This is a genomic window from Mycobacterium sp. (assembly GCF_049683355.1).
GTDB lineage: Bacteria > Actinomycetota > Actinomycetes > Mycobacteriales > Mycobacteriaceae > Mycobacterium.
The window spans coordinates 1-14145 of sequence record NZ_JBAUJB010000058.1; the positions used below are offsets into that span (position 1 = coordinate 1).

Consider the following 14145-nt stretch of genomic DNA (forward strand, 5'->3'; position numbering starts at 1 on the left):
CTGCGGTGGGGCTCGCCGGTCCAGCACCTCTACCGCACCGCTGTCAGCGACTACACCGTAGGGTCAACGACCATCCCCGCTGGTTCGCGGGTGATGCTGCTGTTTGGCGCTGCCAATCGTGACCCGCGGAAATTTCCGAACCCAGACGAGTTCGACATCGACCGCAAACCGACGGACCATGTCGGCTTCGGAAGTGGTATACACTACTGCCTTGGGACAAGGCTCGCACGACTGGAGGCGCGCGTGTTGGTCGAGGAATTGCTGCCCCGGGTCCGGCGGATACGGGTGCTCGAACCGATCACATGGCGGGACAACCCGACCTTACGCGGGCCAGAACACCTGCTCCTTCAGCTGGAGGCCTAACCAACTTGGCTCCGCTTCTGTCGACTGGGGCGTCGGTGCCCTTGCGGCCGGCGGTTCTTTTTCATCGCGGAAAGCCGCATCAGCGCACTCGGCGCGGTGGGCGCCGCGACCTCGGGTGGCCGGTCCACGCCGACCTTGCCCTCTTGCACCAAGCTTCATGCTCCCTGCAGGCAGATCCTCGATGGGCACCCAGCGGCCGAGGCTGCATCACGTCCCTCGGTTTATTGACCTCGAATAGCTAAAATGGTAAAGATAGGGCGACAGAGCCGCTAATTGCTGCTGCCCGGGAGGCAACAGGTGACGTTCAGCACCCATTCCAACGATCAGGCGAGCGCCCCGGACCTGGTGAACGATCCCTACCCGTATTTCGCGTACATGCGCAAGACCGCGCCGGTGTGGCGCGGCTCGCTCATGGAGATCGACCTGATGCCACCGGAGCTCATGAACCCTGAAAATTGGACGTTGTTCGACTACGAGAGCGTCTTCGCAGCCTTCCGCGAGGACGAGGTGTTCGGGTCGGAGATGTACAACAACACGATCGGCCTGGTCTTCGGGCCGACGATCCTGGGCATGCACGGCAAACAGCATCACGACCATCGCAGCCTGGTGGCCAAGGCCTTCCGGCAAAGCGCGCTCGCACAGTGGGAACCCGAGGTGATCGATCCGATCTGCGACCAGCTGGTCGACGAGATCAAGAACGACGGTGAGGCCGACCTGGTCAAGGCCGTGACGTTCGAATTCCCGACCCGGGTCACCGCCGCACTGCTTGGCTTGCCGCAGGAGGACCTGGACCTGTTCCGGCGGCTGTCGCTGGACCTGATCTCGATCACCGAGGACATCGAGGCCGGTCTGAACGCCTCGGTGGAGCTGGGTGCGTACTTCCAGGCGCAGGTAAACCAGCGCCGCAGCAAGATGACCGAGGACATCATCGGCGATCTCGTCGCCGCCGAGATCGACGGCGAGAAGCTCACCGACGAAGCGATCATCTCGTTTCTGCGGTTGCTACTGCCCGCCGGGCTGGAAACGACGTATCGGTCGTCGAGCAACCTCTTGGCGCTGCTGCTCACACATCCCGACCAACTCGAGGCGGTTCAGCGGGATCGTGATCTCATTCCGGCCGCGATCGAGGAGGGGATTCGATACGAGCCCCCATTGGTCTTGGTGGCGCGCAACACCACCCGCGATGTCGAGATGCACGGTAAGACGATCCCCGAGGGCGCACAGGTCACCCTGTGTATTGGTGCTGCCAATCGCGACGAATCGCGTTGGACCGATGCCGAGGTGTTCGATATCCATCGACCGCGCCGCGCGCACATCTCCTTCGCCGGCGGCATCCACAGCTGCCTCGGCATGCACCTGGCCAGGGTCGAAACGCGAGCGATGCTGAACAGCCTGTTCGATCGCGTCACCGACTTGCAGTTGGTGCCCGATGACGACACAAAGATCACTGGTATGCCGTTCCGTTCCCCCAAACACCTTCCCGTGACCTTCCGCCCCACGTCGGCTGAGCCAGCACAACGAGCTAGAGCATGAAACGCCGCGCGGCGATCCTGCACGATCTCGATGAACCGTCGTCGTGCAGGATTTCGAAATCCCCGATGTCCGCACCGCTCGAAGAGGTCGATCAGCGCTCAGCCCTGGGCGAAATCCGGGGGTGGGGCCGGCGCTATCTGAACTCGCACCTGCTGCGTGCCCTGGAGACATTGGGCGCACAGACCGTGCTCGGCGTGCGCACCGTGCAGTACCTGATTACCGACCTGCTCACCGGGCGGTTCCCGTTCTGGGAGTTCATCCGGCAAGCGGCTTTCATGGCCGGCACCGCGGTGCTGCCGACACTGCTGGTGACGATCCCCGTGGGGGTCACCCTGGCCATCCAGTTCGGTGTCCTGGCAGGCCAGGTCGGCGCTGAGTCGTTGTCGGGCGCCGCGAACGGGCTGGTGGTGATCCGTCAGGGCGCCCCGTTGGTGGCGGCGATCCTGCTCGCCGCCGCAGTCGGGTCAGCCGTCGCCGCCGATCTGGCTTCTCGCACGATGCGTGAAGAGACGGCTGCCATGGAGGTCATGGGCGTCTCGGTGATCCGGCACCTGGTCGTCCCGCGGTTCGCAGCGGTGATCGTCGTGGGCATCGCATTGACCGGTCTCACCACATGCGCAGGGTTCTTCATCGGCTACATGTTCAACGTGTACATGCAAAATGGTGCCGGCGGATCGTTCGTGGCAACTTTCGCCTCGTTTGCGACGGTCGGCGACCTCATCCTCTCTCTGTGTAAGGCGGCCGTCTTCGGGGCCATCGTGGGGATCGTCAGCTGCCAGAAAGGCTTGAACACCACCGGCGGCCCGGCCGGCGTTGCGAACTCCGTGAACGCCGCAGTGGTGGAAGCGACGCTGCTGCTGATGATCGTCAACGTGGCGATGAGCCAGTTCTACCTGCTGCTGTTCCCGAAAGCGAGCCTATAGAGATGGCATCTCCCGCCGCGTATCGTCCGGCACCGGTCCGTCCGCTGTTGTCTGCCGCGGAGTTCGCCGGGGCGCCGGTATACCGGTCCGGTCACATGTTGCTGTTCTTCGGCCAAATCGTTGTGACCATACCGACGGCGCTCACCCGATACCGCAAAGAGTTCAATCGCAACCTAGCCGACATCACCTGGGGAAACGGGTCGATCGTCGTCGGCGGCGGGACACTCGGCGTCGCGATCGTTCTTGGCATCACGGCCGGTGCGCTGCTGGCCGTGGAAGGTTACAACGCGTTGAATCTGCTCGGCCTCGGGCCGGCGACGGGCCTGCTCTCGTCGTGGGGGTCCACCCGCGAGTTGGTACCGATCATGTTGGCCCTCGCGTTCACCATTCAGGCGGGTTGCCGCTTCACCGCGCAACTCGGCGCGATGCGAATCGCCGAAGAGGTCGACGCGCTGGAAGCAATGGCGATCAATCCGCTCCCATTCCTGGTGACGACCCGCGTCCTTGCCGCCCTCGCGGCCAGCGTTCCTCTCTTCGCGGTCTGCCTGGCCACGGCTTACTTGTCCGCGCGCGGCATGGTCGCCGTGATCGCAGGAACCTCGCCGGGCACCTATCAGCACTACTTCGAGTTGTTCAGCAGCGGCACAGACATCTTCTACGCCGGAATCAAGGCGGCGGTGTTCGTCTTCGTCGCCGCCGCCACCCAGTGCTACTACGGGTACTACGCCTCCGGCGGGCCCGAAGGAGTGGGAGTCGCGGCCGGGCATGCGATGCGCGCGACGATCACGGTCACGGTAATCCTGAACGCGTTGCTCACCATGGCGATGTGGGGAGTCGATGCCGGCGCCAGGTTCGGTGGTTAGATGAATCGCTCCAGTCTCGGCGCGTCGACCGCACGCACCTATGTCGTAGGGATCATCTTCCTACTGATCGTTGCCGGCACGGTGACCCTGCTGATCGCGAAATCGCGTGGGGCACTTGATCCCTTCGTCCGAGTGAGAGCCGAGCTGGTCAACGTCGGCGACGGGCTCCCGCAGAAGTCGGACGTCAAGTTCCGCGGTCTGCTTGTCGGGTTCGTCGACAGTGTGCAGCCGGCCGAGGCCGGCCAGGCGAACGTCGTCAAATTGAACATCAAGCCGCAGTACGCCTCGGGAATTCCGGACACCGTCACCGCTCGGGTTGTACCCTCCAATGTCTTTGCGGTGTCCTCGGTCCAGCTGGTGGACAACGGTGAAAGCGCGCATCCGTTGCGTGGCGGCGACATCGTCCAGGAGGACCAGACCCTCCCGACGGTGCTCTTCCAAACCACCCTGCAGAAGTTTCGCCAGGTATTGGCGGCCATCGCAAGGGACCCCAATGAGATCGGCGTCGGTTGGCTCACCGCACTGGGTGACGCCACCAGCGGACGGGGTGACCGCCTGGAGGACGCCGGCCGTGATCTCAACGAGATCGTCAAACAGTTGAACACCGTTGTCGCAGCCGAGCCCGGCCCATCGACGATCTCGGCCCTCAGCGCCGCCACCGCCGGGCTGCGTGACTCCGCGCCCGATCTCCTGGACGCACTCGACAGCGCCGTGAAACCGATGCGCACTCTGGCCGAAAAGCAGGTCGAGCTGCATGATCTGCTGGCCTCGGCGGCCGGGACGGCGGGAACTCTCGGTGGCAATTTCGAGAATCAGGCCGACCGATTGATCAACATGACCACCCAGTTTACGCCGGTGTTGGGCACACTCGCCGATCACGGCGGCAATATCCACTTGATCTTGACCAATGCACAGAACGTGGTGATGAAGTTCGTCGACGAGGCATGGAACTGGGACACCAACCAAGCTCAGATCAAAGTCGTCATTGCGCTGACACCCACCCGGACCTATGTTCGCGCAGACTGCCCCAGGTACGGCGACATGCTCGGCGAGAGCTGCTTCACCGCTCCGGAGGTGCCCACGGCGCCCGCCCTGACGCCGTCGTTGAATTCGATGGGATTTCCGTTACCGCCCGGTGTCAACGAGAACCGGCCCAACTACGCGCCACCACGGGGATCGGTGCTGCCTCCCGATGCACGCCGGCCGGATGGCAGACCACAGCCGCCGAGCTCCGCCCCGGCCGCACCGCCGAACGAACCCCTGCTGCCCGCGGAAGCCGCGCCCCCCGCAGACACCCCACCCGCGAGCGTCATACCGCAGTCTGCGGTGATCGGGGGCAACGTGGGCCCGGTCGGTAGCCGTCAGGAGAAAGACCAGCTGCGGTACCTGCTCGGCGGGAACGACAGCGCCGCCGCCCAGCTGCTGGCCGCGCCAATGCTGCGCGGAATGACCGTGACCAAATCCGAACATGTGGAGGCCGACCGATGAGGCACAGCAGGGGCAGGGCTGCCATCACGCTGACCGTGTTCCTGATCGTGTCGGTCGTCGCGACATGGCTGGTATTGGGCACACTGCGCCGGGAGGTCACCGGGCCCGCCAACGCCTTTTCGGCGGTGTTCACCGATGTGTCGGGCCTGACAGTCGGTGACGACGTTCGGATCGCCGGAGTCCGGATCGGCCGAGTCGACGGAATCGAGCTCGTGGACAATCGCGCCGTGGTGACGTTCCGGGCCGATGCGAACCAAACCCTCTACGACGACACGGCTGCCGCGGTGACCTATCAGGACATCATCGGCCAGCGCTACATCGCGCTCATCCCGGGATCTACGCAGCGCCATCAGCGGTTGGCCAGAGGATCCCAGATCCCCGTCGAACGGACCAGCCCGTCGTTTGACATCTCCAACCTGCTAAACGGGTTCGAGCCACTGTTCGCGTTGCTCGACCCACAAAAGGTCGACGATTTGACCACCAGCATCATTCAAGCGTTGCAAGGGGATACCGGTTCGGTGCTGACGCTTATCACCGAGACTTCCTCGTTGGCGGAGACCCTGGCCGGTCCGGATGCGGTGCTGGACGAGGTGATCACCCACTTGAACGCGGTGACGACCGTCCTGGTCAAGCAGAACACGAACCTCCAGGATGTGATCGATCAGTCTCGCCAGATCATGGCCACCCTGTCAGACCGGCGCGACCACTTGGTGGCCTCGACGGGCTCGATCAACACCGCCGTGTCCAGATTGGCCGAGATCGGCGACGCAGTCTATCCGGATCTGCAGCAATTTCTCGTCCGTGAACCCGGGTTCTTGGGCCATGTCACCGGAGAGGGTAGGGACCGCTTCTCGGGTTACGTCGGCAACCTGATTCACGTCTGGAAGGATCTGGCGCGGGCAACTCAGCGCGGCGCGTACGTGGACGGACTGCTCTGCGACGTGAATTCGACCATCTTCGCATCTCTGAGCCGAGCCATTCCCGGCCTAGTCAAACTGGCCTCACCGGGCAACATCGTCCAGCACTCTCCGATCTGCAGCAAATGAGACCCGTCATGTTGAAAGCCTTGCAACGCCCCCTCGAGCGGTACAACAAAGTGTGGCTCGGCGTCGCTTCGGTCACGGTCATTCTAGCTATCTGCGCAGGTATTGTCGGTTTCGGGCATTTCTCCATCGGAAAGTCCAAGTACCGAGGCGAATTCGCCCAGGCCGCACAGCTCAGCACGGGAGATCAGGTCACGATCGCCGGTATCTCCGTCGGTAAAGTAAGCGGTGTTGAGTTGGCCGGGGACCGCGTAATGGTGGACTTCGACGTCCGCAAGGACGTGCACCTTGGTGAGCAAACCCGCGCCGCGATCAAGCTCACCACCCTGTTGGGCCGCCGATATCTGGAGTTGTCTCCTGCCGGCGAAGGGGCACTGGACCACCACACCATCACGTTGCAGAACACCTCGGTTCCCTACAATCTTCAGCAGACGCTGGCCGACGCGACCACGACCTTTGAACAGGTCGACGCCGACCGCGTGGCCGATTCCATGGCCTACCTGAGTCAGGGCCTCACCGGGGTGCCCGAAGCACTGCCCCAGGCACTGGCGAACATCGACTCGCTGGCGAAGATCGTGGCCTCCCGCCGCGACCAGATCGGTTCCTTGCTCGGGAACGTCGACACGGTCACCGCGATGATCCGCGACCAGCAGGCCAACCTTGGCGTGCTGGTACTCCAGGGACGGGATCTGTTGACGGAGATCACCACCCGCGCCGACAAGGTGCACGGGTTGATCACCGGTGTCACCGCGTTGATCACGACCTTCAAGCGAATCCTGGGCGATGAGCCGGCCATCGATTTGATGCTCGCCAACCTGCAGACGTTCGGCGCCATGGCCGCCAAGAATGACCAGTTGCTGCGCGCGTTCCTGCAGGCCTCACCGGTCGTGTTCCGCAACATGGCCAATGCGTCTGGTAGCGGCCCAGCATTCGACGTGAGCCTGCCTGCCGGCGCACTGATCGACTCCTTCGCTTGCGCACTCAGCGAGCGCGGCGAGCAGTTCGACCTCGCGCAGTACTTCACGGACTGCAAGCCGGCGCCGGATCAGTTCCCGGGTTGGCCACCGCCCGATCCAGCCAGGTTGCCCCCAGGATGACGCGGAAGGAGACGCATGTGAACCGGTTGCCCACCAGCCGAACCGTCAAGCTGCTGGTCGGGGCATTGGCGTTGACGTTCGCAGCTACCGCTGTGCTCGCAGTCGCCCTACTTCGAGGCGACGACCAGGGCCCGGTGAGGGTGACGGCCCATTTCGAGGACGCAGTCGGCCTCTATGCCGGCAACGCCGTGTCGGTTCTGGGTATGCAGGTCGGCGAGGTCACCAGTGTGGTGCCGAAGAATGACTTTGTCGAAGTGAAGATGGAGATAGACCCGGATGTCGCGATACCTGCCGATGTCCAGGCTGTCACGGTGTCCACGTCGATCCTCACCGATCGGCATGTGGAGCTGACGCCACCGTACAAGTCGGGTCCCACACTCGCCGATCAAGATGTGCTGAGCCTGCCCCGGACCCGCACACCCGTGGAGTTCGATCGCACCTTGGCGATGGCCGACAAGCTGGCGCGCTCCCTGAGCGGAGACGAGGCCGGACAGGGGCCCCTGGCCGATCTGGTGGCAATCGGCGCCCGGATCGCATCCGGCAGTGGGGAAGACGTCAAGTCGGCTTTGGACCAGCTGTCGCAGGCGCTTCGCCTCAGCTCGGACAATGGCACGGCAACCCGGGAAAACATCCAGACCATCGCAGACAGCCTCTCGGTGCTGACAGAATCCGCGGCGGCGAATGACACCGCAATCCGTGACTTCGGCTCACAGATAAGACAACTCAGTCAAATCGTCGCTGACCAGAACCTGGGCAGTGGCGACGCCGGTGCCCAGCTGAACCAGATCCTCGACCAGGCGGCAACTCTGTTGGAAAATAACCGTGGCCGGTTGAAGCCGGCGTTGACCGATGTGGAGACCCTGACCCGTACCATGGCCGACAGCAAGCGGGAGCTCAGCGAAACCCTGAACCTGCTACCGATGGTCGGCACTAACGTGTACACCGCGATCGATCAGAGTTTCGGCGCCATGCGCGTACACGCGCACGTGGACAAAATCCTGCTCGACGGTCAGATTACGAAGGAGATATGCAACCTTGCCGGCATCAAGGACCTGGGCTGTAACACAGGGACCGCGCTGGACTACTCACCGGGCTACGGTACGAAGTTCTTCGTCGACGGCATGATGGGAATGCTGCAAAACATGGCGGGACCGAAACCATGACGCAGTTGATGGGAACCTTCAACCGTTGCCGCACCGGCGTCGCCGTGGCAGCCTTGACCGCGCTGCTGACGGGGTGCGGCGTCACGCTCGGCAGCCTCCCACTGCCCGCCCCGGGCAGTGGCAGTGGCGACGCCATCACCGTGACCGCGACCTTCGCCAACGCCCTGAATTTGCCAATGCGGGCCAAGGTGAAACTCAACGGCGCCGACATCGGTCTGGTCGAATCGATTCGGGCGCGAGATTTCACCGCCGAAGTCACCATGCGGATATCGGCGGATGCCCCGTTGTATACCGACAGCTCCGCCCAACTGCGTTCTGCGACTCCGCTGGGCGACAATTTCGTCGCATTCCGCCCGGCGCCCAACCGGTCCGTCGATGCCCGTCGCCTGCACGACGGTGACAAGGTCGGCCTGGCAGCGACTACTTCGGCCGCGTCTGTCGAGGATGTACTGGGGTCAGCCTCGCTGCTGGTCAACGGTGGGGCGGTCCGCCAACTGGTCACAGTGGCCAACGGGGCCGGTAGCGCTGTCGGTCGTCGCGGCGACAAGATCGGCGTGCTGCTCGAGCAGTCCAATACGTTGCTCTCGCGGTTGAACGCCCGTTCAGCTGACATCGACACCGCGATGCGTAACACCTCGGAACTGGCCGCCACTCTCACCGCACGCCAACAGACGCTCGATGAGGCGATTTCTGCTGCGGCGCCCGCGACTGCGGTGGTGCGTGACAACACTGCACAGTTGGCAGATCTCATCGACACGGTGGCCCGGGTCACCAATCAACTCAACCGATTCCCCTCCCTGCAGGGCACGGACAGCCGCAGCATGATCGCTGATCTCAACAGTCTGTCCGCAGCCCTCAACGCCCCGATTCTTGACCCCAACCTCAACGGCAACGCCTGGACTCGCGTGATTTCCATCCTGACCAAGATGTCCAGCGGGCCGAACGTCGAGGCTGTGGCGGACATCGCCCAGCTGGCATTCGGTGCGGTGCCGGACATGAACTTCCCCGGCGACCCGATGTTCCACGGCGCCGACGGCACCGACTGGCACGCCATGGTCGGCAGCCTGCGGTACCAGTGGAATCTGCTGCTCAGCCGCATCTACGGTCCCGAACACAGGCCGCGATGATGAGCACTAAACCACATCTGGCGGAGCGAGCGGCCCGCGTCGTCGTTGACTCGACCCGGGTGATGGCGCGGCGCCGCGTCGCATCGTCGGTGATCGGCCTGATCGTCGCGCTGGTTGCGGCCGGGCTGTACATCGCGATCGGATCACTGGGAATGCATCCGCTGCGCTCGACCATCTCCGTCAAGGTGCTGCTACGCGAATCCGGCGGATTGCTGCCGAATCAGGACGTCACGTTCCGCGGAGTGCCGGTCGGTAGCGTCACATCGGTGAACTTCACCACTGGCGGTGTGCAGGCGACAGCCGAAATCGATAGCACCGCTGGAGTTCCCGCGGACAGTCAGGTCAGTGTGTCCGCCCTTTCACCGGCGGGTGAACAGTACCTGAACTTCCGGCCGAACGGATCGAACGCCGAGCCGATGGCCGACGGCACCGTCATCACCGAAGAAGAGACGTCGGTGCCGGTTTCGCTGGCCCAGTTGCTCGGCGACGCCGACGGCATGCTCTCCCAATTGGATCCGGAGAAACTAAGGCTCATCACCGACGAGCTTCGGGTCAGTGAACAGGGACCGGAGAAGCTGGCTGCACTCCTCGACGGTGGTGCGTACCTGATCTCCACCGTCGACTCGGTTCTGCCGCAGACCATGAGCATCGTGCGCAACAGTCGCACGGTGCTGACGACGCTCGGCGATGCCACAGCGGGCCTGCAGCGCACAACGGACAATCTGAGCCGCACGATGGCCGGCGTGAGCGCTATGGACGGAGGCTTCCGTACCCTGATGGATCGCGGCCGGGCACCGCTGACCGCATTGGACGGAATCACCGCCGACAACTCCGACACCATGGCCCAGTTGCTGGTCAATCTGAGCACCGTCGCCCAGGTCGTGTCGGCCCGTGTTCCCGCACTGAACGAAATAGTCAATTCCCAACGCGGCGGCTCTGGGCTGGATGCCATAACGAAGTTCCTTCACGACGGGTACCTTTGGGTCGTCGTCGATATCTACCCTCGATATGGATGCGACTACGACCTGCCGCCGCCGCCTCTTTTCCTGGCGAATCATCCAGAACCGTATCTCTACACCTACTGCAAAAACACTGACCCGTCGGTGCTGGTTCGCGGGGCGCGCAACGCTCCGCGGCCTCCGGGCGATGACACCGCGGGACCGCCCCCCAATCACGACCCTCTCGCACAGATGATGCCGACACCGCAGTTCAACAGTCTTATCCCGACCCCCTACGGCGGCCCCAAACTGCCGGTTCCGTTGCCACCGGACCCGCCCGACTGGCCCGTCCCGCCGTTCTGGCCACTCTCACCGCCGCGTGCGCCTCAAGCGCAGCCGGGCGCCGTCGTAGGTTGACCTGCTGTAGTGACGCGATGAAAGACAGGGTCGGGTCGGGAGCTGGAGTAGCGAATGATCAGTGAAGGTAGGACCCAGGGCCTTGATGCCGCCGGTTTCTCGGTCGGTTGTCCGTGCCCTGGTGCCCCTGGGCAGGCAGCGGCCGCTGCAGCGCCCGCCGCCTCAAACGGTGCACGCGGTTTTCCCGCGCACGGCTTGCCGACGCCGTTCACCGCCGGCATTCGGTTTCTCCTGCCGGGCCTTGTCCCTGCTCCTCCGGGCTCGGTGATCCCTCGGCCCACCCCGTACACGGAAGCTTGTGTAACGGCGCGGCAGGCTTCGCTTGCTGTTGGGGACCGCTCAGTCGCACACTCCCACACCCGCGGTGTTCGACGCCTGGCATCGACACCGCCCGTTTCCAGACGGCACCGCCAGCCTGCTATCGGGCCTCCTGAGGGCTACCCGGATCGGACTCCCACCGGGAAGCGACGACGAGCTTACGAATCAGCGGTCAACCACTAACCGGGCAACCACCTTTCATTACTGGACGAAATGGGCACCATGACGACGAAATTATTCAAGCGCACAAGCACCAAGGACGTGTTCGACACCGTCACCGACGACCCGGCCGTCGACGCAAAGCCCTCCATCGAGGAGGACTCCGGGGTGCAGTCCGGCAAGGAGGGGTCGGAGATGCCGGTCGAGCCCGACGAACCCGGGCAGGCACCCGGGAACACAGAGCCGGCATCGGAGGCGCCCTCGGTTGAGGCGCCGTCAGAGGACGCTCCCGAGGAGAACGCGCCCGACGATTCCAAGGACGCACACCCTGCCCCGGCATCGCGCTGGCGGCGCTGGCGACGCTACATCGTCATGGGCATGGCAGCCGTGATTCTCGTGGCGGCACTGAGCGTGTCGGGGCTGTTGTACTGGCAATCGGTGCAGCGAAAGGAGATCGACCGCGCAAGTGCCGCCGCGCTGTCGTCGGCCCAACAGTTCGCGGTCGACTTGACCAGCATGGACAGCGGCAAGGTGGACGACAACTTCAACAAGGTGGTGGCAAACTCCACGGGATCGTTCAAAGACGCCTACACTCAGTCGGCGAGTCAACTTCGCCAGGTCCTGGTCGACAACAAGGCCACCAGCAAGGGCACGGTTATCGACTCGGCAGTGAAGTCGGCGACCAAAGACAAAGTCGAGGTGCTTCTGTTCATCGATCAATGGATCACTAACGCGGCCAATCCGGAGCCACGTCTGGACCGCAGCAGAGTAGTGATCACGATGGAACGCATCGACAGCCGGTGGTTGGCAAGCGATGTCGAACTCAAGTAGCCGAGTACCACGGTGATGAGGCATCGGCGACCGCACACCCGGATGCTGCCCGCGCTGGTGGTACTCGCGCTGTGCGGATCGCTGTTTTCCGGTGCGCTGCCGGCAGCACACGCTGAGGACCTCGCGGCGGTCCCGGCGACGATTTCAGGTAAGAGCCCCGACGGCTTGGGAACTTGGGCTGTTCATTATCAACGAGTCGAAGGTGGTGACCCTGCGCTCGCCGCCGCGATCAACGATGTGATCGATGCGAAGGCCATGGAGGGGGTCCAGCGGGCCACGTGGGATGGGTCGACCAGGCGGCCCTGGAACTACGGCGCTGACGGGACGTTGTCGTTCGGAACGATCACCGTCGCCGAGGTCTTCACCAGTCAGTACGACACCGCCGAACCCCACATGCCGATGCAGTCGGTGGCCGGCGTGGTGTGTGATCGCCGCTCGGGCCTGCCGATTAGCTGGGACAACCTGTTCGTCGACAAGACCGCGGGCCTGTCCCGGCTCGGGGACGAGACCGCCGCACGCTTGGCGGCTGTAGCCCCCGCCGAGCATGTGAGCGCTTGGCGGCGCCAGGGCCATTTCGCCCCGATTGATGTCAATTTCAAGGCTTGGAACCCCACCTCAACAGGTATCGATCTGCACTTTCCCGAGTTTCAGTTCGGCCGCGGATTGAAGGTGGTGACCATTCCGTGGTCGAAGCTGGCGGATTTGGTCCGGCCCGAGTTCTCGGCAATCATGAGCTGACGTGCAATCACTCCCGGAGATCTGGCCGGCGCATGCGCAAACGGGCATCCACCGGATCACCGTCGTCGATCAGGCCGGCGCTGAAGGCCCTGATCGAACTCTGCGATGGCGAGCCGCCACTGTGGATGAAGACCACGATGGAGCACCTCATCGTCGAGGCCTCTTGGCTGCCAAAGGCTTTCATCCCTAGCGGCGCGCCCGCCGCCAAGTCGCTCGGCTTGGGGCGGCAGCACCGGGGCGATCTACGTCGACTCGACCGGTCGGCGGTTCTGCAATGAGTCCAATTCCTACGTCGAGTAATTCCTACGTCGAGGTCGGCGAGGCTGATGTACGCCAATGAGGGTGCCGTGCCGAATCCTCTTCGACGAGTAAGTGGTGTGCCGACCGGCATCTCGAGTAGATCCTGTACCCCGAAGTCGGGTCGTACGGAGCGTGACTGACCCGGCAGAAGTTCAGCGGCGCAAGTACGGCTTTGACCGCGTTGATGAAGGCCGCCACCGGCTGTCCAAGGGCATCGGCACCAGTCGGTTCGTGTGGATATGCTATGGTCGTTTGCCAAGGTGCTGGTCGTCAAGCTATTGACTGTGCCCCCGGCTTTTCACCAGTGATAGGATCACCCTGATGGTCGCGGTAGCAGGACATCCGGCAACAGCAATGGCCCGCACTGCTGTGCAGGTGTGCGGCCAGCTGGCGGCACGCAGATTGGACGCGATCGGCCCGCTGGGCGCGCCGTTCGACCCTTTCGATCCCTTAATCGCTGCCGCCCCGGGGCCTACGTATCAAGCGCTGCACGCCGATCCAGGTGTCCACCCCATTGGCAGAAAAGGTTTCGCCCTGGCCAGCTATGACGATGTGCGGCGCGGCGCTCGAGCCCACGACGTGCTGATCTCCGGTCAGGGCATCACCATGTTAGCTGCGTCGCTGCCGACGTTGCTGACGCTCGATGAGCCGCGGCACGGGGAACTACGCCGGTTGCTTACCCCATTGTTCACCGCACGACGACTCGCAGCGCTTGATCCTATGATGCGCCAGCTAACAGGGTCGGCGATCGAGAGGATGCTGGACCGTCCAGGCGCCGATGCGGTCAGCGAACTTGCCGTGCCTCTGCCGGTCGCTGTGATGGCCGCGCTGTTGGGCGTACCGG

Annotated in this window: 12 protein-coding genes and 2 pseudogenes; all 14 read left to right on the forward strand. The window is 63.7% G+C overall.

Annotated features, from left to right (window positions below; all coding sequences use genetic code 11):
- The coding region (locus WA944_RS03660) for a cytochrome P450 (protein ID WP_526375577.1) at positions 1 to 363 on the forward strand (363 nt) is incomplete at its 5' end.
- Between the two features lie 297 nt (positions 364 to 660).
- Positions 661 to 1896: a cytochrome P450 gene (locus WA944_RS03665; protein WP_526375579.1), complete on the forward strand. Its 1236-nt coding sequence runs from the start codon at positions 661 to 663 to the stop codon at positions 1894 to 1896.
- Positions 1897 to 1961: 65 nt separating this feature from the next.
- A complete protein-coding gene (locus WA944_RS03670) occupies positions 1962 to 2819 on the forward strand; it encodes an MlaE family ABC transporter permease (RefSeq protein WP_526375596.1) in 858 nt (285 codons plus the stop codon).
- A gap of 2 nt (positions 2820 to 2821) precedes the next feature.
- Positions 2822 to 3682 (forward strand): MlaE family ABC transporter permease, encoded by an 861-nt coding sequence (locus tag WA944_RS03675; RefSeq protein WP_526375581.1) that lies wholly within the window; start codon positions 2822 to 2824, stop codon positions 3680 to 3682.
- On the forward strand, positions 3683 to 5170 hold the full coding sequence (locus WA944_RS03680) for an MlaD family protein (protein WP_526375583.1): 1488 nt from the start codon (positions 3683 to 3685) through the stop codon (positions 5168 to 5170). It begins immediately after the preceding gene.
- Complete coding sequence (locus WA944_RS03685) at positions 5167 to 6216, forward strand: MCE family protein (protein WP_526375585.1); 1050 nt, start codon at positions 5167 to 5169, stop codon at positions 6214 to 6216. The genes WA944_RS03680 and WA944_RS03685 overlap by 4 nt, the downstream gene beginning before the upstream one ends.
- An 8-nt stretch (positions 6217 to 6224) precedes the next feature.
- Positions 6225 to 7310, forward strand: coding sequence for an MlaD family protein (locus WA944_RS03690; RefSeq protein ID WP_526375587.1), 1086 nt, complete (start codon positions 6225 to 6227; stop codon positions 7308 to 7310).
- Between the two features lie 17 nt (positions 7311 to 7327).
- The gene (locus tag WA944_RS03695) at positions 7328 to 8473 is read left to right on the forward strand and encodes an MlaD family protein (protein WP_526375589.1); all 1146 of its coding nucleotides are present in this window, start codon (positions 7328 to 7330) and stop codon (positions 8471 to 8473) included.
- On the forward strand, positions 8470 to 9600 hold the full coding sequence (locus tag WA944_RS03700) for an MlaD family protein (RefSeq protein ID WP_526611470.1): 1131 nt from the start codon (positions 8470 to 8472) through the stop codon (positions 9598 to 9600). The genes WA944_RS03695 and WA944_RS03700 overlap by 4 nt, the downstream gene beginning before the upstream one ends.
- An 89-nt stretch (positions 9601 to 9689) precedes the next feature.
- The gene (locus tag WA944_RS03705; protein WP_526611469.1) at positions 9690 to 10955 is read left to right on the forward strand and encodes an MlaD family protein; all 1266 of its coding nucleotides are present in this window, start codon (positions 9690 to 9692) and stop codon (positions 10953 to 10955) included.
- Between the two features lie 540 nt (positions 10956 to 11495).
- A complete protein-coding gene (locus WA944_RS03710) occupies positions 11496 to 12263 on the forward strand; it encodes an Rv1363c family protein (RefSeq protein WP_526375592.1) in 768 nt (255 codons plus the stop codon).
- Positions 12264 to 12305: 42 nt separating this feature from the next.
- On the forward strand, positions 12306 to 13001 hold the full coding sequence (locus tag WA944_RS03715) for a DUF3298 domain-containing protein (RefSeq protein WP_526375594.1): 696 nt from the start codon (positions 12306 to 12308) through the stop codon (positions 12999 to 13001).
- 11 nt (positions 13002 to 13012) lie between these two features.
- Positions 13013 to 13298 (forward strand): annotated as a pseudogene (locus tag WA944_RS03720) (hypothetical protein); the annotation flags it as partial.
- A gap of 324 nt (positions 13299 to 13622) precedes the next feature.
- Positions 13623 to 14145, forward strand: a pseudogene (locus WA944_RS03725) (hypothetical protein); the annotation flags it as partial.